We start from the raw sequence: 26,543 nt of genomic DNA on the forward strand, positions 1-26,543 counted from the left end.
CGTCGGCATGGTCACCGCCCCAGGCCCATCGGGCAAGCCGCACCTGCACAGGCGACGACGGCAGGCCGCGTCTGCCGGCCTGCCGTTCTCGTGGGAGTGGATGCGCAGCGCGCAGCGGTCAGGCAGCCGAGCGCAACGGCTCCTCGACCTCGCACGCCGCGGCGGTACGGGCGCGCCCTGCGCGCCGCTGCGAGATGATCTGCCGGCGGTAGCGCGCCGGGGTCACGCCGACGATGCGCAGGAACAACCTGCGGAACGCGCTCTGGTCCGAATAGCCCACCGCCCAGGACACTTCGTCCACGATGCCGCCGGCCTGCAGCAGCAGTTGGGCCTTGGCGATGCGCAGGCGCTGGCAGTACTCGATCGGGCGCAGGCCGGTGGCCTTCAGGAAACGGCGCTGCAGGGTGCGCGGCTCCAGTCCGGACGACTCGCAGATGTCCTGCAGGCTCACCCCGCGTGCGGCGATGGTGTGCAGCCAGCGCTGCGCCTTGAGGATGCCACGGTCACCGTGGGCGAAATTGGGGCTGAAGCGCTCCAGATCGTCCTGCACCGCGCGCGGGATCACCAGCTGCAACTGCTGGATCGCCTCGACCATCACGGCATGTCCGTACACGCGGGCCAACAGGCGCAGGCTGAGGTACTTCCAGGCATCGGCACCGGAGGTGGTGAGCACATCGCCGTCATCCACCAGCGCGCGGTCGCCCTGCGACCAGCTGGCCACGGTGGAGGCCAGCGACGGGCAGCGGGCGATATCGGGCAGGCTCACCGTGCGCCCCGCCAGCACCCCACTGCTGGCCAGCAGCAATGCGCCCTCGTCGCAGCCCGCCAGCACCGTGCCGGCGTCATGGCAGTCGCGCACCCACGCCAGCATCCGCTCGTCCGGCGGCGGCAGCGGCCAGCTCGGTTCATTGCCCGGCACCACCACGATCGCCGGCGGCGCATCGCCGAACAGCTCGGCACCGGCGACCCGCTGCATGCCCCGCGCGGACAGCGTCCAGCGCGTGACCAGCATGCGCGCGCCCGGGCGCCGGCCAGCGGCTGCGGTGCGGTTGCAGCGCTGGGCCAGCTCGGACAGCACCGGAGCGGCCGCACGCAGGCTGCCGGGGTATTCGAGCACGGCCACTTCCATCAGCGCCGGGGTCGCCGCCTTGGGAAGGGTCGGCGGGGGGGAGACACGTGCATGCATAGACAAACTCCTCGAACAACGTCCGTAACCAGCGAAACCCACGCAGGGAAAGGGGTTCGCGAACGTGTCCGAGCGTACGGAGGGCGTGCGGCGCGAGCTATGAAACAAGTTGTATTTTCCGGCCCGTCTGCGACATCGGATGGCTGGGCTTCAGCAACCCTTGACTCTTGACCAGAGTCCAGGGTTTACGCTTCCGTCCAGCTCTTCAACGAGGTGGCAATGAACATCGGACAGCTCGCACGCCAGGCCGGCGTGCCCATCGACACCGTGCGCTATTACGAGCGCCAGCACCTGCTGCCCACCGCGCGGCGCAGTGCCGGTGGCTATCGCGTCTTCGACCAGGGCGACCTGACCCGGCTGCAGTTCATCCGGCGCGCCAAGGCGCTGGGCTTCACGCTGGAGGAGATCGGCGAGCTGCTCAGCCTGAGCGACCAGCGCGGCCAGGACATGGCCCAGGTCCGCGAAACCGCCGTGCACAAGCTGGCCGACATCCAGCAGCGCATCACCGAGCTGCAGCGCATGCATGCCGCGCTCGAACAACTGGTCGATGCCTGCCCCGGGCATGGCGACCTGCAGCAGTGCCCGATCCTGGCGGCGCTGACGGAGCCCCGCCCATGAGCCACACCCATCACCACGATGCCTCCCACGGCGGTACCGGCGGCAATTGCTGCGGCGGCACGCCCGCCACTGCGCCGGCAGCGGCACCGCCCAGCACCGGCGGCTGCTGCGGTGCCAAGGCACCAGGCGGGGCCCCCACGGTGAAGGACCTGGTCTGCGGCATGGACGTGGACCCGACCAGCACCGCCCACCACGCGCAGCATGCCGGCAGCGCCTACCACTTCTGCAGCGATGGCTGCCGGCGCCGGTTCGTCGCCGATCCGGCGCGCTACCTGGACCCGGCCTCGCACATGGCCGCCCCGGCCCCGGCCGGCACCCTGTACACCTGCCCGATGGATCCGCAGATCGTGCAGGAGGGCCCGGGCACCTGCCCGATCTGCGGCATGGCGCTGGAGCCGATGATGCCCAGCCTGGACGACGGCGAGAACCCGGAGCTCACTGACTTCCGGCGCCGTTTCTGGTGGAGCCTGCCGCTGAGCGTGGCCACCATGGCACTGGCGATGCTGGCCATGACCCCGCTGCTGCACGGGCTGTCGCCCGATGTGCGGGTGTGGATCGAACTGGCCCTGGCCAGCCCCGTGGTGCTGTGGGCCGGCTGGCCGTTCCTGCAGCGCTGGGCGCAGTCGATCGGCAACCGCAGCCCCAACATGTGGACCCTGATCGGCACCGGCGTGCTGGCGGCCTATGGCTACAGCGTGGTTGCCACGCTCGCGCCGGACCTGTTCCCGCCGTCGTTCCGCCAACACGGCCATGTCGGCGTGTACTTCGAAGCGGCCGCGGTGATCATCTCGCTGACCCTGCTGGGCCAGTTGATGGAACTGCGCGCACGGGCCAAGACCTCGGCGGCGATCAAGGCGCTGCTGGGCCTGGCACCGAAGACGGCGCGCGTGCTGCGCGAGGACGGCAGCGAAGCGGACGTGGACATCGCCCAGCTGCACCCCGGCGACCGCGTGCGCGTGCGCCCCGGTGAAAAGGTGCCGGTCGATGGCACCGTGCTGGAGGGGCGCTCGTCGGTCGACGAGTCCATGCTCACCGGCGAACCGGTGCCGGTCGGCAAGACCGTCGGCGACGGCGTGATCGGCGCCACCCTCAACGGCACCGGCAGCCTGGTCATCCGCGCCGACCGCCTGGGCGACGACAGCATGCTGGCGCAGATCGTGCAGTTGGTGGCGCAGGCACAACGCTCACGCGCCCCGATGCAGCGCATGGCCGACACGGTGGCCTACTGGTTCGTGCTGGCGGTGCTGCTGGCGGCGGTGCTCACTTTCTTCGGCTGGGGCCTGTTCGGCCCGGAACCCTCCTGGACCCACGCCGTGCTCAGCGCAGTCGCCGTGCTGATCATCGCCTGCCCGTGCGCATTGGGCCTGGCCACGCCGATGTCGATCATGGTCGCGACCGGCCGCGCCGCCCAGCACGGCGTGCTGTTCCGCGACGCCGAAGCGATCGAGGCGCTGCGCCAGATCGATACGCTGGTGGTGGACAAGACCGGCACGCTCACCGAAGGCCGCCCGCACTTCCGCGACGTGCAGGCCGTGGCGCCGTTTGTCGCCGACGACGTACTGCATTGGGCGGCCAGCCTGGACCAGGGCAGCGAGCATCCGCTGGCGGCCGCGATCGTGGCCGAAGCGCGGCAGCGCGGGCGCGCGCTTGCCGTGGTGGAGGCGTTCGATTCGCTGACCGGGATGGGCGTGCGCGGCACCGTCGAAGGCAGGGCCCTGCTGCTGGGCAACGCCGCCCTGATGCAGGAACACGGCATCGCCTTGGACGTGCTGCACGACCGCGCCGATGCCCTGCGCCGCGACGCGGCCAGCGTGATGTTCCTAGCCGCCGACGGGCGGCTGGCCGGCCTGGTCGCCGTGGCCGATCCGATCAAGGCGTCCAGCGCCGACGCGATCGCGCAGTTACGCCGCGACGGCCTGCGCATCGTGATGGCCACCGGCGACGGCAACGCCACCGCCGATGCGGTCGCGCGCACGCTGGGACTGGACGAGGTCCATGGCGAAATGCGCCCGGCCGACAAGGCTGCGCTGATCCGCAGCCTGCAGGCGCAGGGCCGCAAGGTGGCGATGGCCGGCGATGGCATCAACGATGCGCCCGCGCTGGCCACCGCCGACGTCGGCATCGCGATGGGCAATGGCACCGACGTGGCCATGTCCAGCGCGCAGGTGACGCTGGTCAAGGGCGACCTGCGCGGCATCCTGCGCGCCCGCCAGCTGTCCACCGCCAGCGTGCGCAACATGCGCCAGAACCTGGGCTTTGCGTTCCTCTACAACGGCCTCGGCATACCGGTCGCCGCCGGCGTGCTGTATCCGTTGGGCATCACGCTGTCGCCGATGCTGGCCGCCGTTGCGATGAGCCTGAGTTCGGTATCGGTGATCAGCAATGCACTGCGCCTGCGTCATCAACGCTTGCCCGATGCATGAGCGGATCGGCGTGAGTGAAGTTCATGCAACGGATGAAGAAATTCCTGCAGTTTTCTCTTGCCAATCGAAAACACCGTCGCTATGATTTCGCTCCTCACGACGTGGGGCCATAGCTCAGCTGGGAGAGCGCCTGCATGGCATGCAGGAGGTCGGCGGTTCGATCCCGCCTGGCTCCACCACTCCAATCATTAGGCCGATTGAAGTGCAGTGACAAAATATGAAGTTTCGTGCGTCCCCATCGTCTAGAGGCCTAGGACATCACCCTTTCACGGTGGCGACCGGGGTTCGAATCCCCGTGGGGACGCCAATTGAAAAGCAGGAAAGCCTCGACCGCGGTCGGGGCTTTTTTGTTCTGTATCACCGGCGTTCTGCACGCACTTTTTTCTGCGTTACGACAGAAAAAAGACTTGGCGGGAGCTTCACATCCGCGTAGAATTCCGCCTCCAGCATCGTGGGGCCATAGCTCAGCTGGGAGAGCGCCTGCATGGCATGCAGGAGGTCGGCGGTTCGATCCCGCCTGGCTCCACCACTCCTGACCTTAGGCCGTCAGGATGGCTGAAAACATTGATGAGTTCATGCGTCCCCATCGTCTAGAGGCCTAGGACATCACCCTTTCACGGTGGCGACCGGGGTTCGAATCCCCGTGGGGACGCCACTCATCAACGACATCAGGCCCGGTTTGCCGGGTCTTTTTGTCACCGCCTCCCGCGGGTTTCGTTTGGTCTTCCACAAACGTGAACAGGCAGGTATACTAGGCGGCTCGCGGTACAACGTGGGGCCATAGCTCAGCTGGGAGAGCGCCTGCATGGCATGCAGGAGGTCGGCGGTTCGATCCCGCCTGGCTCCACCACTTCTCCGGACACAGGCCGTCCGATAGAAGACAAATTCGGTTTAACGCGTCCCCATCGTCTAGAGGCCTAGGACATCACCCTTTCACGGTGGCGACCGGGGTTCGAATCCCCGTGGGGACGCCAGCTTCAAACAAACAGCCCTGACTTCGGTCGGGGCTTTTTGTTTGTACGCACCCGCCAGGGTCGGTCGCAGAAAAAGCTTCCCATCCTGCAAAAGCGCCGCTATGATAGGCGGCTCGCAGCATCAACGTGGGGCCATAGCTCAGCTGGGAGAGCGCCTGCATGGCATGCAGGAGGTCGGCGGTTCGATCCCGCCTGGCTCCACCACTTCTCCGGACACAGGCCGTCCGATGGAAGACAAATTCGGTTTAACGCGTCCCCATCGTCTAGAGGCCTAGGACATCACCCTTTCACGGTGGCGACCGGGGTTCGAATCCCCGTGGGGACGCCAGCTTCAAACAAACAGCCCTGACTTCGGTCGGGGCTTTTTGTTTGCGTGCTCGGCAGCGGCCCAGCGCCGACCCTCGCGCCTACGTGACCACCTTGGCCATCCCGACCGACCGGGGCGCGGTTTCCGCGAAACCAAACTGCGCATACAGGCGGTTGGCCTGGCCATCGGCAATCAGGCTGACATAGGCTCCCACCGCATGCGCGGCCAGCCACTGGTCCAACTGCTGCATCACCACCTTGCCCAGCCCCCGGCCCTGCCATGCGGGCAACACCGCGACATCCACCACCTGCAGGAAGCAGCCGCGGTCCCCGATCAGCCGTCCCATCGCCACCAGCCTCCGGCCATCACGGATGCTCACCCCGAACACCGTATGCGGCAGCCCAAGCGTGGCCGCTTCGTGCGATTTGGGACTGAGCCCGGCGGCCACGCGCAGCGCGCGGTACTCGTCCACATCGGGCGTCTGGGGAAAACACTGGAGGCCGTCAGGCAGGGACATGGCAGGACACGCAACAGGAAGGAACCCCCAGCATACCCATGGGTTTCTCACCGGGTGCGACGAAGACGCCTATGCTGTACCCCTGTCTGCCGCTGCCCTGCCCCATGTGCTATTCCGCCCAGATCCGCGCCGATTACACCAAACTGGTCCGCGAATTCGGCGCCATGCTGTCGCTGGACGAGTTCGCCCAGCTCTACGCGCACGACCCTGGCAAGCACCGCCCGAAGACCCCCAAGGCCATGGACGATGGCTTTGCCGGCGCGCGTACCGCCCAGGGCCAGGACATCGTGGCGAAGATCCAGCACTGGCATGCCGAGGAAATGCAGGCGCTGGACGAGGAGATCCGCGTGCAGTCCGCGCGCCTCAAGGAGGCCGAAGAGGCCCTGGCCCACCGCCCCACGCAGAAGGCACGCAACGCGCTGCGCGTTGCCGGCAACCGGATCGAGCGCGCGCAGGCGCGGTTGGACGACCTGCGCCGCACCGGCCTGCTGCCGCGTGACAGCCGCATCTTTCCTGGCGTGTACGCGCCGGTGATCGTGTCCGAGCACGGCCAGCGGGTGATCAAGCCCATGCGCTACCAGTGCCGCCTGCCTGACAAACCCGCTCGCAACGACACGCTGTATCCGGGTACCTACAACGCCCGGCGCGACAGCCTCGCCTCGTACTGGAAGTCCGCGTTCGGGCATCGCCACGGTGTGGTGGTGGTGCAGTCGTTCTACGAACACGTCCCGCGCCATGCACTGGAACAGCGCAGGCTGGCGCCCGGCGAGACACCGGGCAACGTGGTGCTGGAGTTTCGACCGCAGCCGCCGCGCGACCTGCTGATCGCCTGCCTGTGGTCCGAGTGGGAGGGCCCCGAAGGCCGCCTGCTGTCCTTTGCCGCCATCACCGATGAACCGCCGCGTGACGTGGCGGCGGCGGGCCATGATCGCTGCATCGTGCCGATCCGGGCCGAATACCTGGATGCGTGGCTCAACCCGGACCCGCAGGACCTGGCCGCGCTCTACCGCATCCTGGATGACCGCGAGCCCGTATCACTGGCCTACGCCGAGGCGGCGTGAGCCACCCGCTCAGCTGGCGACCGACGCGCCCCGCAGCGCGCGCGCCAGCGCGGCATTCAGTTCCGCGGTGAGATAGGGCTTGCCCAGCAACACGCCACTGCGGAATACGTCGGGCAGGTGGTCCGGCGCCATGCCGGTGGCAAGCACGAACGGAATGCCGCGCGCGCCCAGGCCAGCCGCAACGGCCTCACTGGTTTCGTTGTTGGCCAGCCGATAATCCAGCAAGGCAACCTGGGGATCGCTGGCCCCCAGCAAGCGCAGCGCCTCGGACACCGATGCCGCCACCCCCACCACGACCGCACCGGACTGCACCAGCTGCATCTGCAGCAGCGTGGCGCTCATCTCATCGTTTTCCACCACCAGTACCCGCAGATCCTGCAACGCGCTCATACCGGCTCCCTGTATGGTTCAGCACGGTGAGTATAGCGTCCCGCCCAGATGACGGCCGCATGGCGACTGAAGCATTCAGATCTCCCCAGACCGTCGTGTTTTGTATACACTACGCGGCCAGCCAGCCGAAGTGGCGGAATCGGTAGACGCAGCGGACTCAAAATCCGCCGCCCTTAAAAGCGTGTGGGTTCGAGTCCCACCTTCGGCACCATGGAACACGCAGAGGCCAGATCCCACGGATCTGGCCTTTTGCGTTTCAGCCGCCAGCCGTTTTGCGGCCTGATGGCGATACTGCGGTATCCGTCGCACGACCGGCCGACGGCATGCGTCGCTGCCGCGGCCGGGCCCCGGCCGACAGCGTCGATCGCATCACGGCGTCCCGCGCGCCGGGCATCGCGTAGCGGCTTGCTGCGCACGCACGAGGTGCCTACGCTGTTGCCAGGGACCGCCTCAGCGGCGCCCGTTTCCAAGGGAGTCAGGCGTGGATCGGCAAGGACGCAAACTGCTGGTGTTGGACATCGATGAAACCCTGGTGTTCGCCAGCGAACACGCGCTGGATCGCCCCGCCGACCTGTGCGTTGCCGGCTACCACGTGTACAAGCGCCCCCATCTGGACGCCTTCCTCGACTATGCGTTCGCCACTTTCGAGGTCGGGGTCTGGACGTCGTCCGGCCAAGGGTATGCGGAACCGCTGGTGGCGCAGTTGATGGGCGCGCACCCGGTTGCGTTCGTCTGGTCGTCGGCCCGCTGCAGCACCGCGCGGGATTGGGAGACCGGCCACTACGCCAGCGAGAAACGCCTGGCCAAGCTCAAGAAGCTCGGTTTCGCGCTCGACCAGATCATCGGGATCGACGACACCCCGCGCAAATACGCGAAGAACTACGGCAACCTGGTCTGCGTACGCGAGTTCACCGGCGATCCCTGCGACGACGAACTGTCCCACCTGCCCCGCTATCTGGCCCACCTCGATCGGGCACCCCGCATCCGCACCGTGGAGAAGCGCAACTGGCGGGAGCAACTGCTGCGCCTGTGATCCGTGCCGGTCGGCCGGATGCCCACGCCGTGGGCCGGTCGCATCCCATAGCGCCTATTGCTACCTGCGGGCCTGCTCGCAGTGGTCGTGCAGGCTCACGCCCAGCGTCGCGCGAAAGGCGCGCAGGAAGGTGCCGGCGTGCTTGAAGCCTATGGCGAGCGCCGCCGCGTCCACGCCCATCTCGCCACGCCGTACCCGGCGGGCGGCCTGTTTCAGCCGCACCTGCGTGCCGAACTGCAGCGGCGTGCAGCCGTAGGCGGCCAGGAACGCTTCGGAAAAATAGCGCACGGGCATGCCTAACCGGTTGGCGAGCTCGCGTGAAGGGACAGCGCGCTCGGTATGGCCGTGCATGATCAGGCAGGCGGTCTGCAGCGTGGCCAACACCTGCTGCCTGCGCGCTGGCGAGTGGCCCGGGCAGTGTGCGGCGCGGGCCGCGATCCCGCGTTGCTGGTCGGCCATGAGCAGCAGCAACGGGCGCAGATCCGCATGGCCCTGCGCCTTGCTGGCCGGTGCGGACGCGCGCCGACGCCACAGCTGGATCGCCATCCGCAGTTCGGCCGCTGGCATCTGGCCGATGCCGGGGTACATCGGCCCGGCGCCTGTGCCCAGTGCCTCCAGCGTATCGGAGGACAGGCAAACGCCGGCGCAGATCCCGAGGCGGCCCGCGCGCAGCAGCGGCGTCGAATCGGGGCCGAGCATGAGCCATCCGCCGCGACGCAGTTCCAGCCGGCCCTCGCGGCCCTCGATGACGGTCCTGCCGCGCAGTTGTACCCACAGGCTGGTGACCCCGGCCGGTATCCGCAGCGGCGGCCCGGATGCAAGCACGGCAACCGGCCGCGCGTTCAAGGTGACAGGCGCTCAAGCACGGCGGTGCAGCCTGCCGGTGCCCACTCGTTGTGGGGGGCTGCACGCGACGCGCTGGTCGTGCACTGCCAGCCGTGATCGACGCTGTAGTCGAGGGCGACGAAGTCGAGGAATTCGCCGCCGCAATACAGGTGTGCCGTGCGGGCGGGAACGATGATGTCCACCACGATGGTGGTGCAGAGCGAGGACGTTCCCTGCAGGCCAACCACGCCGGGGTTGCTGACGTAGTCGCCCTGCGCGCCGGTGTTGACCAGCCACTCGGCGCCGGCCTTGCCGTGCGAGAGTTCCTCCAGCATCGCGCTGATGCGCGAGCGTGCGGTGTGGTGCCGGTAGCCGGGAAGGGTGACCGCCAGCAACACCGCCAGGGCGCCGATGGCGACGATCAGCTCGACCAGGGTGATGCCGCGCTGGCGGTTGGCCCGGGGGCGGGATCGATTGAGATGGAGCATTTCGTTTCTTTGAAAGCGCGGGCGGTCTGTACGGCGGACGACGTGCGCATTGCCCGAATGGGCGTTCGACGCGTACCCGCTAGGAGACCACCCCACCCCCAGGCACACCATGCAAGGAGTGGTAAAAGCGCTTTCAGTGACGGGTTTTGCAACGATTCCGATGCGACACGCCGCGCACAGGGTCCCGCAGGGACCCTGCTGCCGGCATCGCGCCGTGGCGTGCTCGCCCCTGCCTAGACCAGGCGCAGCGGCGGATGCCCAACGTGCGCCACGTGGCCGCCCGCCGCGCGTGGCGTGCCCTTGCCCGCATCCACCCGGAACGCCGCTACCGTCTGCAGCAACTGCGTGGCCTGCTCTTCCATGCTGCGCGCGGCCGCGGAGGCTTCTTCCACCAGCGCGGCGTTCTGCTGGGTGCTCTGGTCGATGTGATCGACCGCCTGGTTGATCTGGCCGATGCTCTCGCTCTGCTGCTGGGCCACCGCGCTGATCTCGGTGACCAGTGCGCTGACCCGCTTCACGTTGACCACGATCTCATCCATGGTGCGCCCTGCACTCTCGACCTGGCCGGTGCCGGTGCCCACCTTCTCCACGGAGTCGGCAATGAGCTGTTTGATCTCCTTGGCCGCACTGGCCGAGCGCTGCGACAGTTCGCGGATCTCGGTGGCGACCACGGCGAAACCACGGCCATGCTCACCGGCACGCGCGGCCTCCACGGCGGCATTCAGCGCGAGGATGTTGGTCTGGAAGGCGATGCCGTCGATCACCCCGATGATGTCCACGATGCGGCGCGACGATGCGTTGATCAGCGCCATCGTGGAGACCACTTCGTGCACGACGTGGCCGCCCTGTGCAGCCACGTCTACCGCGCCGATCGCCAGTTCGCTGGCCTGGCGCGCGTTGGCGGCGGTCTGCTGCACGGTCGCGGTGAGGCCCTTCATCGAGACCGCGGTTTCCTCCAGCGACGCCGCCTGCTGCTCGGTGCGGACCGACAGGTCGCTGTTGCCTTCGGCGATCTCGCTGGCGCCCACCGCGATGGTATCGGCGGCGAACTTGATCTGGCCGATGATCGTGGCCATCGCATCGACCAGCGCGTTGATGCCTTCGCACAGCTCGGCGATGTGGCCGGTCTTGTCCGCGGTGGCGATGTGCCCGGTGAGGTCGCCGCCCTGCGCCGCGGCCACCACCTCGCGGGTCTGCGCGACGGCTTGCTGCATGGCCTGGCTGTCGCGCACCTGGGCGGTGATGTCGGTGGCGTACTTGACCACCTTGAACGGACGCCCGTTCATGTCGAAGATCGGGTTGTAGGAAGCCTGGATCCAGACCTCCCGGCCGCCTTTGCCAAAGCGCCTGTACTGGCCGGCGTCATACTCGCCGCGCCCCAGCTTCTCCCAGAACTGGCGGTATTCCAGGCTCTGGCGGTGCTCGGGGTCGACGAACATCGCATGGTGCTGGCCACGCACCTCGTCCAGCGTGTAGCCGGTGGTGGCCAGGAAATTGTCGTTGGCCGACAGGATGCGGCCATCCAGGCCGAACTCGATCACCGCCTGCGATTTGTTGATCGCCGCCAGCTGGCCGGAGACATCGGCGGCCTGCTGCATCTGCGCGGTGATGTCGGTGGCGAATTTCACCACCTTGTAGGGACGCCCGTTGGCATCCAGCACCGGGTTGTAGGAGGCCTGGATCCAGATCTCGCGGCCGCCCTTGCCCAGCCGGCGGTACTGCCCGGCGTCGTACTCGCCGCGCCCGAGCTTGGCCCAGAACTCCCGGTACTCCAGGCTCTGGGCAAGGGCCGGGTCGACGAACATCGCATGGTGCCGGCCCTGGATTTCCTCCAGCGCGTAGCCCACGGCCTGCAGGAAGTTGTCGTTGGCGTGGAGGATGGTCCCGTCCAGGTCGAATTCGATAACCGCCTGCACCCGGTGGAGCGCGGCGACCTGCGCCTCCAGCTCGCGCTGGCGCCGCTGCTGGGCGGCATCGGCGGTGCCGCGCGCATCGCGGCGGGCCACGAACGGTGCAACCAGTGCGCGCCACGGCGAAACGCCGGCGTCGGCAACCTGTTCCCGCACATGCGCATGCATGCCTGAAGTAAGCATCATCTGATCCTCGGTGCCCGGTAGCTGGTGGGATCCGGCGGGCAACATGCCCGCCGGCACATCGGTTGGCTTGGGGACGTGCGAAGACACCCGTGGGCTGGCGTCATTCCTGCGGCTTGTACAACATGGTCCTGCTTCCTGCAGACGCTGTGTTGCAAAGGCACGCGGTCCCGGCCACACGAGCGGGGGGGCAGCCAAGGGCCAGCGCGGACCCACGCGAAGGTGGCTCCAATACCGGTATCGACTGGCGCTGAGGAAAGTTTAGGGCGGACCGATCAAAGGGGGCGGTCCGGGCGGCGGGCTCAGCCCTCGCCGCCCTCGCTGGTCTCGACCGCGTCCAGCGGGTCGCTGGCCTGGCCGAGCGGTACCTCGACCTGGACGTTGTTCTTGCCCAGCGCCTTGGCCCGGTAGCACTGGGCATCGGCGGCGGCCACGGCCGAATCCACGCTCATGTTGCCGCCGATCGCCGCGATGCCGATGCTGGCGCCCACGCTGAGCCGCTGCAGGTCCCACGGGATGGTCAGGCTCCGCACCGATTCGAGCAGGTCGCTGGCGATGCGGCGGGCGCGCTTGAGCGAGCAACCGGCCAGGATCACCGCGAACTCGTCGCCGCCCAGCCGGGCCACGATGTCCGAGTCGCGCACCCCATGGCGCAGTACGTTGGCCACCGCCCACAACATCGCGTCCCCGGCCAGGTGGCCGTGGCTGTCGTTGATCGGCTTGAAGTTGTCCAGGTCGATGAACATCAGCGAGGCCGATTGCCCGGTGCGGGCCACCCGGGTGATGGCCTGCTGCAGGTGCGCCTCGAAGCCGCGGCGGTTGCTCAGTTCGGTCAACGGGTCCACCTCGGCCAGGTGGCGGGCCTCGCGCTGGCGGGCGCGCTGCTGGGTGACGTCACGGATCACCCAGACCGCCCCCGTGACCTGGCCATCTTCGCCACGCAGCCAGGCCCGGGTCACATCGACCGGCACCAGCTGTGCCCCCACCGACAGCAGCAGGTCCGAGTGCAGGTCCACCGCGTTGCTGTCCGGGTCCAGCAGCACCGCGATGTCCAGGGGCGACCGCGGCGCGTACTCGGTGGTCAGCTCCATCACGTCCTGCACCTGGCCATGGGTCAGCGGCGCGGCCCCCTCACCCGCCAGCGCGCGGGTCGCCGCAGCGTTGGCATATTGGATCTGGCCGTGCAGGTCCAGGGTGAGCACCATGTCGGCCACCGCATCCAGGGTGACCCGGGTGCGCTGCTCGGAGTCGCGCAGTTGCAGGCTGCTCTGGCGCTGGGCGGTGACGTCCTGGATCTGCGACACGAAATGCAGCGGTTCGCCGTGCTCCGAGCGCACCAGCGACACCGACAACCGGCCCCAGACCACGTTGCCGGCCCTGCCCAGGTAGCGCTTGTCCATGTGGTAGTGGTCGCGGCGCCCCGCCAGCAGGTCGCCGACCAGCGCCAGGTCGGCATGCAGGTCGTCGGGGTGGGTCAGAGTCTGGAAGTCGATCTCCAGCAACTCGGCACGGGTGTAGCCGAGGATGCCGCACAGGGCATCGTTGACGTCCATCCAGCGCCCTTCCAGCGACACCAGCGCCATGCCCAGCGCCGCCGAGGAGAACGCACCGGAGAATTTCTCGGCCGCCAGGTAGGCCTGCTCGCGCACTTCGATCATCGGGGTGATGTCCACGGCCATGCCCACATACCCCAGGCGCTGGCCGCCGGCACAGTTGAGCGGGCTGATCGACAGCCGGACCTGGCGATGCTCGCCATCCTTGCGCACGAACGTCCACTGGTGCGACCAGGTGCCCTGTGCGGCCTGGGCGGTGAGCGCCTCGAAGACGGTCGGCACGCGCCCGTCCGCGTCGGCCTGCGGGCGCAGGTAATCCATCATTTCGTCGGGGTCGTGGAACACGCCGGGGTTGGCCTTGCCGATCACGTCCTCGGCGCTGTAGCCCAGCAGCTTCTGCGCGCCGGTATTGAACAGGTTGATCACCCCGTCCACGTCGGTGGCAATCACCGCCACCTCGTCGGACGCATCCACCACCGCCTGCAGGCGCTGGCGCATGTTGGCCGCGTCCTGGCGCGCGTTCTGCAGGTCGGTTACATCGGCATGCGCGCCGGCCATCCACAGCGGGCGCCCCGCGTCATCCCACTCGTAGACGCGGCCGCGGTCCTGCACCCAGATCCAGTGGCCGTTCTTGTGCCGCATCCGGCACAGGCTGTCGTAGTGCGGCGAGCGTCCTTCCATGTGCTCGTTGAGCAGCGCGTTGGACTGGGCCAGGTCGTCGGGATGGACCAGCCGGAAGAAGGTCTCCGGGGTGATCGGGGCCAGTTCGTCGCGGGTGTAGCCCACGATCTGTGCCCAGCGCTCGTTGACCCACATCCGCCCGTCCTGGATGTTCCACTCCCAGGTGCCGGCGGCGGTGCCCTCGATGATCATCTGCAGGCGCCGATGGCGCTCGGTGATGTCGCGCAGCGCGGGGTCGCCGCCAGACCCGATGTCGGTGCGATCGTGGCTCACCGGCACGCCCACGCGCGCGGCGTCGTGCGCGATCGCACGGCGTTGGGCCCCGCCCGGTCCTCCGGTCCTGCCTGCTGCACTGTCATCTGGCCTCCCCGCCCGAGCCCCAGCCTACGGGCATTTGAGGGGAAGTGTGACCAAAGCGGGGTGAAACCAGAAGTGCCGCCGCCAGAGCAGCCGCCCGGACAGGCCGGGGCCGCACGCGGCGGGCCCCGGCACCCTGCCCGGCGGAGGCTCAGCCGCCGCGTTTGGCGCGGGCGAAGGCGTCGGCCAGGGCGTTGTTGGCGGGCGGCGCGGCGCTGCCCGGGCGCGGACCGGACGGGCCGCCCCGGCCGCCATTGCGCGGGCCCGCCCCACCACCGTCACGGCGGCCACCGCCTGCGCCGGCCGGGCGCGCATCGCGCTCGCCGGGGGCCTTGGCCGGGGCCGGGGTGTCATCCAGGCGCCGGGTCAGGGCGATGCGCTTGCGCGCCACGTCCACCTCCAGCACCTTCACCTTGACGATGTCGCCGGCCTTGACCACATCGCGCGGGTCCTTGACGTAGGTGTCCGACAGCGCGGAGATGTGGATCAGGCCGTCCTGGTGTACGCCGATGTCCACGAACGCACCGAAGGCGGCCACGTTGCTGACCACGCCCTCGAGGATCATCCCGACCTTGAGGTCCTTGAGTTCTTCCACGCCCTCGGCGAACTGCGCCGCCTTGAACTCCGGGCGCGGGTCGCGGCCGGGCTTTTCCAGTTCCTTGAGGATGTCGCGCACGGTCGGCACGCCAAACGTCGCATCGGTGAACTGTTCGGCCTTGAGCCCGCGCAGGAAGCTGCCATCGCCGATCAACGCCTTGATCGGGCGCGCGGTGGCGGCCACGATGCGTTCGACCACCGGATAGGCTTCGGGATGCACCGAGGACGCATCCAGCGGCTGGTCGCCGTCGGCGATGCGCAGGAAGCCGGCGCACTGCTCGAAGGTCTTGTCGCCCAGGCGCGGCACCTTGAGCAGGTCCTTGCGGCGCTTGAACGGGCCGTTGTCGTCGCGGTGGCGCACGATGTTCTCGGCCACCGTCGAGGACAGCCCGGACACGCGCGCGAGCAGCGCGGCCGAGGCGGTGTTGACCTCCACGCCGACCGCGTTGACGCAGTCTTCCACGCGCGCATCCAGCGCGCGCGCCAACCGGTACTGGTCCACGTCGTGCTGGTACTGGCCCACGCCGATCGCCTTCGGCTCGATCTTGACCAGCTCGGCCAGCGGGTCCTGCAGGCGGCGGGCGATGGACACCGCACCGCGGATGGACACGTCCAGGTCCGGGAACTCCTTGGCCGCAAACTCCGAGGCCGAGTACACCGACGCGCCGGCCTCGCTGACCACGATCTTCTGCAACCGGGCATCGCCCAGCGCCTTGATGACGTCGCCGGCCAGCTTGTCGGTCTCGCGGCTGGCGGTGCCGTTGCCGATCGCGATCAACTCCACGTCGTGCTTCTGGCACAGCTGCTTGAGGGTGTGCAGCGACGCGTCCCACTGCCGCCGCGGTTCATGCGGATAGATGGTGTCGGTAGCCACCAGCTTGCCGGTGGCGTCCACCACGGCGATCTTGCAGCCGGTGCGGATGCCCGGGTCCAGCCCGAGCACGGTCTTGGCGCCGGCCGGCGCGGCCAGCAGCAGGTCCTTGAGGTTGTCGCCAAACACCGCGATCGCCTCGGCCTCGGCCTTCTCGCGGGCCTGGTTGAACAGGTCCAGCAGCAGGTGCATGTGCAGCTTGGCACGCCAGGTCAGGCGGCACGCATCCAGCAGCCAGCGGTCGCCGGGGCGGCCCGCGTCGCGGATGCCGGCCTTGTAGGCGACGCGGCCTTCGGCGTACACGTGGCCGGCCTCGGCATCGTTGCCGGGGTCCAGTTCCAGGAACAGGATTTCCTCGCGGCGTGCGCGGAACAACGCCAGCAGCCGGTGCGAGGGGATCTTCGCCAGCGATTCGGCATGATCGAAATAGTCGCGGTACTTGGCGCCCTGCTCTTCCTTGCCTTCGGCGACACGGGCGCGGATGACCCCGTTCTCGCCCAGCCAGCTGCGCAGCTCGCCGACCAATGCCGCATCTTCGCCCCAGCGCTCCATCAGGATGGCGCGGGCGCCTTCCAGCGCCGCCTTGGTGTCGGCCACGCCCTTGTCGGTATCGACGAAGGAGGCGGCAACGACCTGCGGGTCCCGGGTCGGATCGGCCAGCAGGCCGTCGGCCAGCGGTTCCAGCCCGGCTTCACGCGCGATCTGGGCGCGGGTGCGGCGCTTGGGCTTGTACGGCAGGTAGAGGTCTTCCAGGCGCGACTTGGTGTCCGCGGCGAGGATGTCGTTGCGCAGCTCGTCACTGAGCTTGCCCTGCTCGTCGATGCTGGACAGCACCGCGGCGCGGCGGTCTTCCAGCTCGCGCAGGTAGGTCAGGCGCGTTTCGAGGTTGCGCAGCTGGGTGTCGTCCAGGCCGCCGGTGACTTCCTTCCGGTAGCGGGCGATGAACGGGACGCTGGCGCCTTCGTCCAACAGGGCGATGGCGGCACGCGCCTGGGCAGTCTGGGCGCCGATTTCTTCGGCGATGGTCTGGGCGATCTGCTGGGCGAGCTTGATGTCAGGCATTGCTTCCGGCCGGAGCCGCAGTACGGAAAGACCCGATTGTGGCAATGCATGGCGGCGGGGGGAAGGCGTTGACAGCCGGCACCTAACCTGTCGCCAATGGCGGGCGGTGCCGACCGCGGGCCGGCACTACCGGCTCATCGATAAAGCTGCGACGTGCGTTGATGGACCAAGTCGTCGCGCATCGACTCCAGCGCCATCACCCGGATCCGACCAATCCCGGGAAGCTCCATGAACCGTTCGGTATAGATCTCCGGCCCAGCGTCGGTATCGGCCCGTGACTTGCTGAAACCATGGGGCACCAGCCCCTTGTCGCCATCCTTGCTACCACCGACATAAAGAACGATTGCCATGTGATGTGTTCCTCCAATAAAGCATCGTGCATATACAACAGCCACCAGCTTAGCGCGGCGAACCTGACTGATACGTCATTTAGCCTAATAACCATTGTTTGCATGCAGATGACGTCGCATTGCACGACGTTTTATTTACGCGGATTTAACGGCCAGATAACGCTACGGCCACCAGCCGCGCCCGGTCATCGCATACACATCGGCGGCCCGCTCGAACGGATTGCGCGCACTGACGCCCCCGCAGAGCAGGTATACCGGCAGGTACAGCGGCCCCAGCACCAGGTACTGGTAGACGTGCGCGCGTTCGTGGTCGTGCAGGCCGATCACCGGCTCGGTGCACTCGCCCGCCTGATGGGCGTAGGTGCGGCATGGCACGTCCAGCACCGGGCCGGTGTGCAGGATCACGTTGCCCAGGGTGATCGCCCCGCCCGGCCCCCACGGCCACTCACGGAACACCACCGCCAGGTCGCGCTGATTCCATGACGCACGCGCACCGGCCAGCATGCCTGCCAGGCCGGCAACCAGTCCGATCAGGGTGTTGGGCGCAGTCCACAGCGCACCCAGCCCCTGCAGGATGCGCAGCGCCGGCGTGGGCAGGCTCAATCGGCCTCGTTGGGGATCAGCAGCCACAGGATCAGGTAGACCAGGATGCCGGGGAACGCCGCCGACAGCACCGAGACCAGCACGAACAACACCCGCACCAGGGTGGAACTCCAGCCGAAGCGGTGCGCGATGCCGCCCATCACCCCGGCGATCATGCGGTCGTTGAGCGAGCGCGACAGCGGTTGCGGGGTGGCATTCATGGCAGCGGTCTCCGGCAGCGGGCGATGGCGGACTGTAGCGCGGACGATGTCTACGGCGTGCGTTGGCGCAGGGCCGTCAAGCGGGCGCCGAACCAAACCGCGGCGGCCTGCTCGGGCTGGCCCGGGCAGGCGATGCGGTAGGGCTTGCCGCTCATGCTGCTCTGGCTGGCGGCGCGCTCGATGAACTGCTCGGCGGTGTCCACCTTGTCTTTCTTGAGCAGGTAGTCGTACTTGCGCTGCAGGTGCGCGCGCGCTTCGGCGGCATCGTGCCAGCTGCCATTGCGCTGGAAGCGGCAGTTGGAGCCATCCAACGCACCGATCAGGCCGGCAATCTCGCGGCGGGCGCTATCGGTCGGGGCGGCCAGCGCAAGGCCGGGGGCGATGAGCGCCAGGGCGAGCACGGATCGGGTGCGATGGGTCATGCGGAACGTTCCTTCAACCAATCGGTAATCGTACCGGGAACCTCGCGCTGGGCGCGTCCGGACACATAAATGCCGATGTGGCCGCCGCGGAAACTGCTTTCGGTGTAGTCCGCGCTGCCAATCCGCCCGCGCATCGCGCGTGACGCATCCGGCGGCACCAGGTGGTCCTGCTCGGCGTAGATGTTGAGCACCGGCAGGGTCACCTGCGACAACTGCACCGTGTCCTCGCCGATGCGCACGCCGTCGTGCATCAGGCCGTTGGCCTGGTAGAACTGCTTGATGAAGTCACGGAACGTCTCGCCGGCCAGGTCGGGCGAATCGAAGATCCACTTTTCCATGCGCAGGAAGTCCTCCAGCGCGGCCTTGTCGTCGAGGATGTCGAGCAGGCCGACGTACTTCTGTACGTTGAGCCGGAACGGCTTGAGCATCAGGTAGCTGGCATTCATCAGGTCAGCCGGGATGTTGCCCAGCGTGTCCACCAGCAGGTCCACGTCCACCTGCCGTGCCCAGTGCGAGAGCATGTTGTCCGGGGTCTGGAAGTCGACCGGGGTGACCATGGTGATGAGGTTGGCCAGCTTGTGCTGGCGCAGCGCGGCATAGCACAGCGCGAATACCCCGCCCTGGCAGATGCCGAGCATGTTGATCGGCGCCCCGCTTTGCACCTGCAGGTGGTCCACCGCGCCATCGACGAAGCGCAGCAGGTAGTCCTCCAGGGTCTGGTAGCGCTCGGACCGATCGGGGTAGCCCCAGTCCAGCACATACACGTCGTGGCCGAGGGCCAGCAGGCGTTGGACCAGCGAGCGGTCCGCCTGCAGGTCGACCATGTACGGGCGGTTGACCAGCGCGTAGACGATCAGCAGTGGGGTCGCATGCACCGGCGTGTCGGTACCGACGAACCGGTACAGCGCGACCTTGCCGTCGCGCCAGACCTCCTCGCGTGCGGTGGCGCCGTAGTCCACGTCCTCCACCGACGGCAGCAGGGTGAGCCCATCCAGCAGCTTGCGCTGCATGGCCAGGGTTTCCTGCAGCAGGTCGTCCGCGTTGAAGCCCAAGGGCCCTTTCATGGCGTGCGCGTCTTCTTCGGCCGGGGCGCTGCGGGGGTTGCAGCGGCCTTGGGCGCGGATTTCTCGGCCGATTTACTGCCGGCTGATTTACCGGGGGCTTTACGAACGACTTTCCCAGCGGCGGTTCTGGAGGGCTTGGCCGACGCAGCGGCGGCCGCGGTCGGCGACGCCGTGCCAGCGCGCGTGCGCGCCGGCGGCGGTGTTTTCGGCGCGGAGGAGGCCTTCGGCGCCGCATCCGCCATCATCCGCCGGACCAGCCGCTCCAGTTCGGTGATGCGGCGATGCGCCGCGTCCATCTCGGTGCGGGTGGGCATGCCGATCGCCTCGCAGACCCGCTCGATCTCCTGCTGGGTCGCTGCGCGCAGGCGCATCTGCGCATTGCCGAGCGACGCATAGATGCGCTGGAACGCTTCGGACATGGCTACCTTGGCATACGCCTCTTCGGCGGCCTCGATCCACAGGTCGAACATCGCCCGGGCACTGGTCAGCTGGTTGCCGGGCTGCTCATGCTCGGCCAGGCGCTGTTCGAACAGCTTGAACGCCTCATCGAGCGCCTGCTTGATCTGGTCCACGTAGTCGCTGGAGTGCGCCTGGTACTCCTGCTGGGCGCGCAGCAGCGCCTGCCAGCGGGCCTGGTGCTCGCGGCCTGGACCGAACGCCGGGCTCTGCAGCCACGGCCCGAGGTCGCGCTGCAGCGTTTCCAGCAGCTTCAGCAGGTCCGGTCCACCGGCTTGGGTCTGCCCGCGCGCGCCCTGCAGCATCCACTGCAGCAGCCCGTCGCCCTGGCCTTCCACGGCCTGCTTCCAGGCCTGGGCCACGTCGGCACTGCTGGCATCGCGGCCGGCGAACTGGGCCGCCACCTGCTGCATCGTGCCGTACCAGCCGCCGGCCTGTTCGCGGAAACGGTGCACCGCCGCGTCGGCCGGACTGCTGGTGGCGTTGGGCATCATCTGCGCCCACCAGTCGATGGCCTGCTGCCAGCTGCCCTGCCCCGCTGCGCCCGGACCGCCCGGCCCAGGCGGCACCGCGGCATGCCGCAGCGCATCGCCCCAGGCGCTGAAATACTGCCGCGCCAGGGCCTCGATGTCGCCTGCATTGCTGCCGCTGCCGGCGGTGCTCATGCCAACACTCCGTGCAGGATCGAATCGAACGGCATGGGCGTGTTCCGGCTCACGGTTTGGGGATGCGCAGGGTCTTGCTGATCATCAGCGAACCGGACAGCGCGAACAACAGCACCATCGGGTGCAACTGCCACGGGCCCAGCTGCCACTGGCCCAGCCACAGGTCCTGGCCGATCGCGCCCATGCTGGCCGCCACGGCCAGCACCACCACCAGCGCCAGGCTGGTCGGAATCGGCGTGCCCTCGAAGTACGGCACTTTGTCGCCTTCGCCGGCCAGGGCCTCGGCGGTGACGTTGTAGCGCGCCAGCCGGCTCACGCCGCAGCACACGAAGTAACTCAGTACCAGCCAGTCCCAGCCGCCCTGCATACCGCAGGCATAGGCCAGCGCGGCCGGGGCCACGCCGAAGGAGATGATGTCCGACAGCGAGTCGAGCTCGCGGCCCAGGGTGGAACTGGACTTGCGCCAGCGCGCGATGCGCCCGTCCAGCGCGTCGAAAATGAAGGCCAGCGGGATCAGCGCCATGCCGAAGAGCAGGTAGCTGCGCTCGCCATCCTGCAGGAAGCGCATCGCGGCGAACACCGCGCCGGTGCCGCAGAAGGCGTTGGCCAGGGTGAACCAGTCCGCCAGGTGGAACTCGCGCAGCATCGAGAAGTGACGTTTCATGGAATATCTGTTGACGGCAATCGCAAGAGAGTACCGCGACCGGCCCGAACCGTCACAGAGGAGATGGCCGCCAGCATCCCGATCCGCGTTGCCGTCGCCTTCACGCGACGACGACCTGCGGTGAATTTTTGACCACCCATCTTGACAGCAAGGAGCGGCGGGGGCTGCCACCGCTTATCCACAAACTTGCGCACCAGTCATCCACACCCCCTGTGGACAACTCAGTCTCAATAGACGCGACGGTGGTGATTTATTGATCACCCGCCGTTATCTCCGGCTGCTCCGCAGGCACTGTGCCCCCGCAGCGCGGTGCGCTATGGTGCGCGGCGGACCCCGCCGCCGCCCGTCCTGCCCGCTCCTGCCCACTCGCTTCCGCAGCGGGCGATGAGTGCAACCAGATCGAGCCGCTGCCCGTCCATACGGCGATTGCCGGCGCCTGCCAGAACGCAGGTCCAGCGGCTGCGGGCGCGTCGGTGGTGCCGGGCAGCGCAATGGCCGGCCTGGGCCGCCGTGCTGCTTACAGGCGGGTAAAGCTCCACGACTGCATCGCGCCGTCGCGGTAAGGCATCACCCCGTGGAAGGCCCGCGGGTCCTCGCCGAACACCAGCGGCAGGAAGCTGCGGTCGCCCTCCCACAGCGGCAGCGCGTCGAGCTTGTCCAGGTCCACCCACTCCAGCGTGCCCTCCGGGTTGGAGGTCAGCGGGGTGCCGGTGAAGTCATCGATGATGAAGACGAACCCGAACCAGTCCTCGCCGTTCTTGCCGAACCCCGGCCAGCTGATCGTGCCCCGCAGGCGCATGGTGCCGCATTCGATCCCGGCTTCCTCGCGGATCTCCCGGCGCATGCAGGCGGCGGCGTCTTCGTCGCGCTCCATCTTGCCGCCCAGCCCGTTGTACTTGCCGAGGTGCAGGTCGCCCGGCCGGGCATTGCGGTGGATCATCAGGGCCTGGGTGCCATCGGGTGACAGCACGTAGCCGAGGGTGGCCATGATCGGGGTATAGGGCATGAGGCGCGGGCTCTGGGAACACAAACCCCGATTATGCGCGATCGCCGCGGCGCGGTCGGCTCAGCCGGCGACCTGGGTGCGGCGGGTGTCGGCAGGGGCCGGCAACGCATCGCCATCGCGGCGCAGGGTGGCCACGCCGTGGCCGCGCTCGGCCAGGTATTCCAGCCATTTGCCGAGGAAGGTATTCATCCGCATGCGGTGGCTGATCAGCTCGGCCGGTGGCGGGTACATCCCCACCACGTCCTGCCAGCGGCGGCCGACGTAGCAATGGGTAGTCTCGGCCTGGCGCGCGTCACGGTACAGGCGCACATAGGCCGACGGGTCCGGCTGCCCGGTGACCGGGTCGGCGAAGTCGTAGGTCAGGCGCAGCTCCACCGTGTAGCGGTGGCACTCGATGACATCCAGGCGCACGTCCAGGCCGTCGCCGACCGAGGACACGTAGCTGCCGGGCACCAGCTCGGCCGGCGCGAACAGGCGCACCAGGTGCTGGTAGTTTTCCGCGTACAGCCCCATCAGCCAGCTCAGGCGGCTGAGCCTGGGGATGCGTTCGATGCGGGGGGAAGCCTGGGCCATGGGTCGATCCTACACGTTGATCCTCCAACGTGGGGGCGACCCGGCCCCGGCCAAAGGGCCCGGGCCGAAACGGTTCACCGGCCGGTGCTGGCCGTGGCCCGGCCTCAGTACAGCTCGCGCTGCAGCCCCAGCGTGGTCAACACCTTGCTGGAGATCTCCTCGATCGAGGTGTGGGTGGTGCTCAGGGTGGCGATGCGCTCCATCCGGAACATCGTCTCGGCCGCGGCGACCTCGCGCTTGCAGGTCTCCAGGTTGGCGTAGCGCGAGTTCGGCCGGCGCTCCTGGCGGATCTGCTGCAACCGGTCCGGGTCGATGGTCAGCCCGAACAGTTTCTTGCGGTAGGGCCGCAGCCGCGGCGGCAGGCGGTCGTGCTCCAGGTCCTCGTCGGTGAGCGGGTAATTGGCCGCGCGCACCCCGTAATGCAGGGCCAGGTAGATGCAGGTCGGGGTCTTGCCCGCCCGCGATACCGCCACCAGGATCACGTCGGCATCGTCGTAGTTGATGGCGATGCCGTCATCGTGGGTCAGCGCGAAGTTCATCGCGTTGATGCGCCGGTGGTAGGTCTCGAAGTCGACCATGCCGTGCGCCTGGCCCACCCGGGAGTGCCGGTTGACGGCCAGTTCGCGCTCCAGCGGCTCGATGAAGGGGGCGAATACGTCCAGCATCAGCCCACCGCTTTCGGCCAGGATCACGCTCAGGCCGCTGTCCACGCAGGAACTGACCACGATCGGCCGGACCTGGTAGCGCTCCCCGGCTGCACGGATCCGTTCACAGGCTTCGCGCGCCTTTTCCGGATCATCGATGAACGACATCCGGTCGGTAATGAAGCTGAACCCGGAGAACTGGGTCAGGAGGCTATGCCCAATGGTTTCAGCGGTGATACCGGTTCCATCGGACACGTAGAACACCGGACGGATCGTCGACATGCGCCTTTTACCCCCTCTGAAGCTTAAAAAGGCCGTCGATACAAGCTTGTGCCGACGGCGGTCTGCCCGGCATCATATCGGCTTCTTCCTACGGACGTGGCCATCCAGCCCGCCTCGGGCGATGGCCAAACGGAGCATCGCGCTTGAACGAGAACATCCTGTGGTTGCACGAACTGCGCCTGGCCGATCTGGCCCGCGTAGGCGGCAAGAATTCGTCGCTTGGCGAAATGATCGGCAATCTTGCCGGTCTGGGGGTGTCTGTCCCCGGCGGGTACGCAACCACCGCTGAAGCCTTCAAGGACTTCATCGCGCACAACGATCTTTCCAAGCGTATTTTCGACAAGCTGGCCACGCTGGACGTGGAGGATGTCGCCGCGCTGACCGCTGCCGGCAAGGAGATCCGCGGCTGGGTCATCGACGCCCCGCTGCAGCCGCAGCTGGACCAGGACATCCGCAACGCCTACCAGCAGCTGTGCGACGAGAATGGCGGCGGCGACGTGGCCGTGGCGGTACGCTCCTCGGCCACCGCCGAAGACCTGCCCGATGCGTCCTTCGCCGGCCAGCAGGAAACCTTCCTCAACGTGACCGGCGCCGACGATGTCGTGCTCAAGGTCAAGGAAGTGTTCGCCTCGCTGTACAACGACCGCGCCATCGCCTACCGCGTCCACCATGGCTTCAAGCACGAGGACGTGTTCCTGTCCTCGGGCGTCCAGCTGATGGTGCGCTCCGGCGTGGGCTCCTCCGGCGTGCTGTTCACCCTGGACACCGAGTCCGGCTTCCGCGACGTGGTGTTTGTCACCTCCTCGTTCGGCCTGGGCGAAATGGTCGTGCAGGGTGCGGTCAACCCGGACGAGTTCTACGTCTACAAGCCCACCCTGAACGCCGGCAAGCCGGCGATCCTGCGCCGTTCGCTGGGCAGCAAGGCGATCCGCATGGTGTACTCGGACGTGCCCGGCGAGCGCGTGCGCATCGAGGACACCCCGGCCGAGCAGCGCAACGTGTTCTCCATCAGCGACGAGGACGTGCAGGAACTGTCCAAGCAGGCGCTGGTGATCGAAAAGCATTACGGCCGCCCGATGGACATCGAGTGGGCCAAGGATGGCGTGAGCGGCAAGCTGTTCATCGTGCAGGCCCGTCCGGAAACGGTGAAGTCGCGTGGCCATGCCACCCAGATCGAACGTTTCGCGCTGAGCCAGAAGGACGGCAAGGTGCTGGCCGAAGGTCGCGCCGTGGGCGCCAAGATCGGTGCCGGCACCGCGCGCGTGGTCAAGTCGCTCGAGGACATGGCCCGCGTGCAGCCCGGCGACGTGCTGATCGCCGACATGACCGATCCGGATTGGGAGCCGGTGATGAAGCGCGCCTCGGCGATCGTGACCAACCGCGGTGGCCGCACCTGCCACGCGGCGATCATCGCCCGCGAGCTGGGCGTGCCGGCCGTGGTGGGCTCGGGCAACGCCACCCAGCTGATCGAGGATGGCCAGCAGGTGACCGTGAGCTGCGCCGAGGGCGACACCGGCTTCATCTACGACGGCATTCTCGAGTTCGAGCGCACCACCACGGACCTGGGCAACATGCCGCCGGCGCCGCTGAAGATCATGATGAACGTGGCCAATCCGGAACGTGCCTTCGACTTCGGCCAGTTGCCGAACGCCGGCATCGGCCTGGCCCGCCTGGAAATGATCATCGCCAGCCACATCGGCATCCACCCCAACGCCCTGCTCGAGTACGACCGGCAGGACGCGGCGACCAAGAAGAAGATCGACGAGAAGATCGCCGGTTACGCCGATCCGGTCAGCTTCTACGTCGGCCGGCTGGCCGAGGGCATCGCCACCCTGACCGCGTCGGTCGCCCCGAACCCGGTGATCGTGCGCCTGTCGGACTTCAAGTCCAACGAGTACGCCAACCTGATCGGCGGCAGCAGCTACGAGCCGCACGAAGAGAACCCGATGATCGGCTTCCGCGGCGCCAGCCGCTACGTCGACCCGAGCTTCTCGGCCGCCTTCGCACTGGAATGCAAAGCCGTGCTGCGCGTGCGCAACGAGATGGGCCTGGACAACCTGTGGGTCATGATCCCGTTCGTGCGCACCCTGGAAGAGGGCCGCAAGGTCGTCGAGGTGCTGGAGCAGAACGGCCTGAAGCAGGGCGAGAACGGCCTGAAGATCATCATGATGTGCGAAGTGCCGTCCAACGCACTGCTCGCCGATGAGTTCCTGGAGATCTTCGACGGCTTCTCGATCGGTTCCAACGACCTGACCCAGCTCACCCTGGGCCTGGACCGCGATTCCTCGATCGTCGCGCACCTGTTCGACGAGCGGAACCCGGCGGTGAAGAAGCTGCTGTCGATGGCGATCAAGTCCGCACGCGCCAAGGGCAAGTACGTGGGTATCTGCGGCCAGGGCCCGTCCGATCACCCGGACCTGGCCGAATGGTTGATGCAGGAAGGCATCGAGTCGGTGTCGCTGAACCCGGACACCGTGGTCGACACCTGGCTGCGCCTGGCCAAGCTGAAGGCCAACAGCTGATACGGCTGGCAGGTTGACGAACAAAACCCCGCGCAAGCGGGGTTTTGTTTTTGGGC

Annotated in this window: 23 protein-coding genes and 9 tRNA genes; 14 read left to right on the top strand and 18 right to left on the bottom strand. The window is 67.9% G+C overall.

Annotation, left to right across the window (positions count from 1 at the left end):
• Positions 1–118: 118 nt before the first annotated feature.
• A complete protein-coding gene (locus M2421_RS02215; protein WP_259202959.1) occupies positions 119–1,186 on the bottom strand; it encodes a helix-turn-helix domain-containing protein in 1,068 nt (355 codons plus the stop codon).
• Positions 1,187–1,405: 219 nt separating this feature from the next.
• Here M2421_RS02215 and M2421_RS02220 point away from each other — a divergent pair, with 219 nt between their 5' ends.
• The 10 genes from M2421_RS02220 to M2421_RS02265 all read left to right on the top strand — a co-directional run bounded on the left by M2421_RS02220 (position 1,406) and on the right by M2421_RS02265 (position 5,529).
• A complete protein-coding gene (locus M2421_RS02220) occupies positions 1,406–1,804 on the top strand; it encodes a heavy metal-responsive transcriptional regulator (RefSeq protein WP_259202960.1) in 399 nt (132 codons plus the stop codon).
• On the top strand, positions 1,801–4,227 hold the full coding sequence (locus M2421_RS02225; RefSeq protein ID WP_259202962.1) for a heavy metal translocating P-type ATPase: 2,427 nt from the start codon (positions 1,801–1,803) through the stop codon (positions 4,225–4,227). The genes M2421_RS02220 and M2421_RS02225 overlap by 4 nt, the downstream gene beginning before the upstream one ends.
• 103 nt (positions 4,228–4,330) lie before the next feature.
• A tRNA-Ala gene (locus tag M2421_RS02230) sits at positions 4,331–4,406 on the top strand.
• Positions 4,407–4,458: 52 nt separating this feature from the next.
• Positions 4,459–4,534, top strand: a tRNA-Glu gene (locus M2421_RS02235).
• A 146-nt stretch (positions 4,535–4,680) separates the two neighbouring features.
• Positions 4,681–4,756, top strand: a tRNA-Ala gene (locus M2421_RS02240).
• Between the two features lie 50 nt (positions 4,757–4,806).
• Positions 4,807–4,882, top strand: a tRNA-Glu gene (locus M2421_RS02245).
• A gap of 119 nt (positions 4,883–5,001) precedes the next feature.
• Positions 5,002–5,077: transfer RNA gene (locus M2421_RS02250), tRNA-Ala, on the top strand.
• A 48-nt stretch (positions 5,078–5,125) separates the two neighbouring features.
• A tRNA-Glu gene (locus M2421_RS02255) sits at positions 5,126–5,201 on the top strand.
• Between the two features lie 128 nt (positions 5,202–5,329).
• A tRNA-Ala gene (locus M2421_RS02260) sits at positions 5,330–5,405 on the top strand.
• Positions 5,406–5,453: 48 nt separating this feature from the next.
• Positions 5,454–5,529: transfer RNA gene (locus M2421_RS02265), tRNA-Glu, on the top strand.
• Positions 5,530–5,608: 79 nt separating this feature from the next.
• On the opposite strand, the gene M2421_RS02270 is transcribed toward M2421_RS02265, so the two are convergent.
• Complete coding sequence (locus M2421_RS02270; protein WP_259202964.1) at positions 5,609–6,025, bottom strand: GNAT family N-acetyltransferase; 417 nt, start codon at positions 6,023–6,025, stop codon at positions 5,609–5,611.
• A gap of 104 nt (positions 6,026–6,129) precedes the next feature.
• Here M2421_RS02270 and M2421_RS02275 point away from each other — a divergent pair, with 104 nt between their 5' ends.
• A complete protein-coding gene (locus M2421_RS02275) occupies positions 6,130–7,086 on the top strand; it encodes an SOS response-associated peptidase family protein (protein ID WP_259202966.1) in 957 nt (318 codons plus the stop codon).
• Positions 7,087–7,095: 9 nt separating this feature from the next.
• Here the strand turns inward: M2421_RS02275 and M2421_RS02280 are convergent, their stop codons facing one another.
• Positions 7,096–7,476, bottom strand: a complete 381-nt coding sequence (locus tag M2421_RS02280) for a response regulator (RefSeq protein ID WP_259202967.1) — start codon at positions 7,474–7,476, stop codon at positions 7,096–7,098.
• A 124-nt stretch (positions 7,477–7,600) separates the two neighbouring features.
• Here M2421_RS02280 and M2421_RS02285 point away from each other — a divergent pair.
• Together M2421_RS02285 and M2421_RS02290 are read left to right on the top strand one after the other, a co-directional pair.
• A tRNA-Leu gene (locus M2421_RS02285) sits at positions 7,601–7,687 on the top strand.
• Between the two features lie 270 nt (positions 7,688–7,957).
• Positions 7,958–8,509, top strand: a complete 552-nt coding sequence (locus M2421_RS02290) for an HAD family hydrolase (protein WP_259202968.1) — start codon at positions 7,958–7,960, stop codon at positions 8,507–8,509.
• Between the two features lie 60 nt (positions 8,510–8,569).
• Here the strand turns inward: M2421_RS02290 and M2421_RS02295 are convergent, their stop codons facing one another.
• The 15 genes from M2421_RS02295 to M2421_RS02365 all read right to left on the bottom strand — a co-directional run bounded on the left by M2421_RS02295 (position 8,570) and on the right by M2421_RS02365 (position 23,965).
• A complete protein-coding gene (locus M2421_RS02295) occupies positions 8,570–9,355 on the bottom strand; it encodes an AraC family transcriptional regulator (RefSeq protein WP_259202970.1) in 786 nt (261 codons plus the stop codon).
• Entirely contained in the window at positions 9,352–9,822 is a 471-nt protein-coding gene (locus tag M2421_RS02300) for a prepilin-type N-terminal cleavage/methylation domain-containing protein (protein WP_259202971.1), read from the bottom strand. The genes M2421_RS02295 and M2421_RS02300 overlap by 4 nt, the downstream gene beginning before the upstream one ends.
• A 233-nt stretch (positions 9,823–10,055) precedes the next feature.
• Positions 10,056–11,915, bottom strand: a complete 1,860-nt coding sequence (locus M2421_RS02305; protein WP_310439184.1) for a methyl-accepting chemotaxis protein — start codon at positions 11,913–11,915, stop codon at positions 10,056–10,058.
• A gap of 302 nt (positions 11,916–12,217) precedes the next feature.
• Entirely contained in the window at positions 12,218–14,422 is a 2,205-nt protein-coding gene (locus tag M2421_RS02310) for a PAS domain S-box protein (RefSeq protein ID WP_259202972.1), read from the bottom strand.
• Positions 14,423–14,657: 235 nt separating this feature from the next.
• Positions 14,658–17,036 carry a Tex family protein gene (locus M2421_RS02315; RefSeq protein ID WP_259202973.1) on the bottom strand — a complete coding sequence of 793 codons (2,379 nt, stop codon included), beginning with the start codon at positions 17,034–17,036 and terminating at the stop codon, positions 14,658–14,660.
• A gap of 134 nt (positions 17,037–17,170) precedes the next feature.
• Positions 17,171–17,386 (bottom strand): hypothetical protein, encoded by a 216-nt coding sequence (locus M2421_RS02320; protein ID WP_259202974.1) that lies wholly within the window; start codon positions 17,384–17,386, stop codon positions 17,171–17,173.
• 162 nt (positions 17,387–17,548) lie between these two features.
• A complete protein-coding gene (locus M2421_RS02325; protein WP_259202976.1) occupies positions 17,549–17,989 on the bottom strand; it encodes a hypothetical protein in 441 nt (146 codons plus the stop codon).
• Complete coding sequence (locus M2421_RS02330; protein WP_259202977.1) at positions 17,986–18,189, bottom strand: PspC domain-containing protein; 204 nt, start codon at positions 18,187–18,189, stop codon at positions 17,986–17,988. The genes M2421_RS02325 and M2421_RS02330 overlap by 4 nt, the downstream gene beginning before the upstream one ends.
• Positions 18,190–18,239: 50 nt before the next feature.
• Positions 18,240–18,611, bottom strand: a complete 372-nt coding sequence (locus M2421_RS02335; RefSeq protein ID WP_259202978.1) for a YfeK family protein — start codon at positions 18,609–18,611, stop codon at positions 18,240–18,242.
• Positions 18,608–19,675, bottom strand: coding sequence for a class III poly(R)-hydroxyalkanoic acid synthase subunit PhaC (phaC, locus tag M2421_RS02340; protein WP_259202979.1), 1,068 nt, complete (start codon positions 19,673–19,675; stop codon positions 18,608–18,610). Before phaC ends, M2421_RS02335 begins: the two co-directional genes overlap by 4 nt.
• The gene (gene phaE, locus M2421_RS02345; protein WP_259202980.1) at positions 19,672–20,796 is read right to left on the bottom strand and encodes a class III poly(R)-hydroxyalkanoic acid synthase subunit PhaE; all 1,125 of its coding nucleotides are present in this window, start codon (positions 20,794–20,796) and stop codon (positions 19,672–19,674) included. Before phaE ends, phaC begins: the two co-directional genes overlap by 4 nt.
• A gap of 49 nt (positions 20,797–20,845) precedes the next feature.
• A complete protein-coding gene (locus M2421_RS02350) occupies positions 20,846–21,460 on the bottom strand; it encodes a CDP-alcohol phosphatidyltransferase family protein (protein ID WP_259202981.1) in 615 nt (204 codons plus the stop codon).
• Between the two features lie 517 nt (positions 21,461–21,977).
• Complete coding sequence (locus M2421_RS02355; protein ID WP_259202982.1) at positions 21,978–22,466, bottom strand: 8-oxo-dGTP diphosphatase; 489 nt, start codon at positions 22,464–22,466, stop codon at positions 21,978–21,980.
• Between the two features lie 60 nt (positions 22,467–22,526).
• Positions 22,527–23,039, bottom strand: a complete 513-nt coding sequence (locus M2421_RS02360) for a DUF1249 domain-containing protein (RefSeq protein WP_259202983.1) — start codon at positions 23,037–23,039, stop codon at positions 22,527–22,529.
• Between the two features lie 104 nt (positions 23,040–23,143).
• Positions 23,144–23,965, bottom strand: coding sequence for a pyruvate, water dikinase regulatory protein (locus M2421_RS02365; RefSeq protein WP_259202984.1), 822 nt, complete (start codon positions 23,963–23,965; stop codon positions 23,144–23,146).
• A 143-nt stretch (positions 23,966–24,108) separates the two neighbouring features.
• Here M2421_RS02365 and ppsA point away from each other — a divergent pair, with 143 nt between their 5' ends.
• On the top strand, positions 24,109–26,487 hold the full coding sequence (gene ppsA, locus M2421_RS02370) for a phosphoenolpyruvate synthase (RefSeq protein WP_259202986.1): 2,379 nt from the start codon (positions 24,109–24,111) through the stop codon (positions 26,485–26,487).
• The last annotated feature ends 56 nt before the right edge of the window (positions 26,488–26,543 follow it).

Origin of the sequence: Stenotrophomonas sp. BIGb0135 (assembly GCF_024810105.1) — a bacterium.
Classification (GTDB): Bacteria; Pseudomonadota; Gammaproteobacteria; order Xanthomonadales; family Xanthomonadaceae; genus Stenotrophomonas; species Stenotrophomonas maltophilia_AB.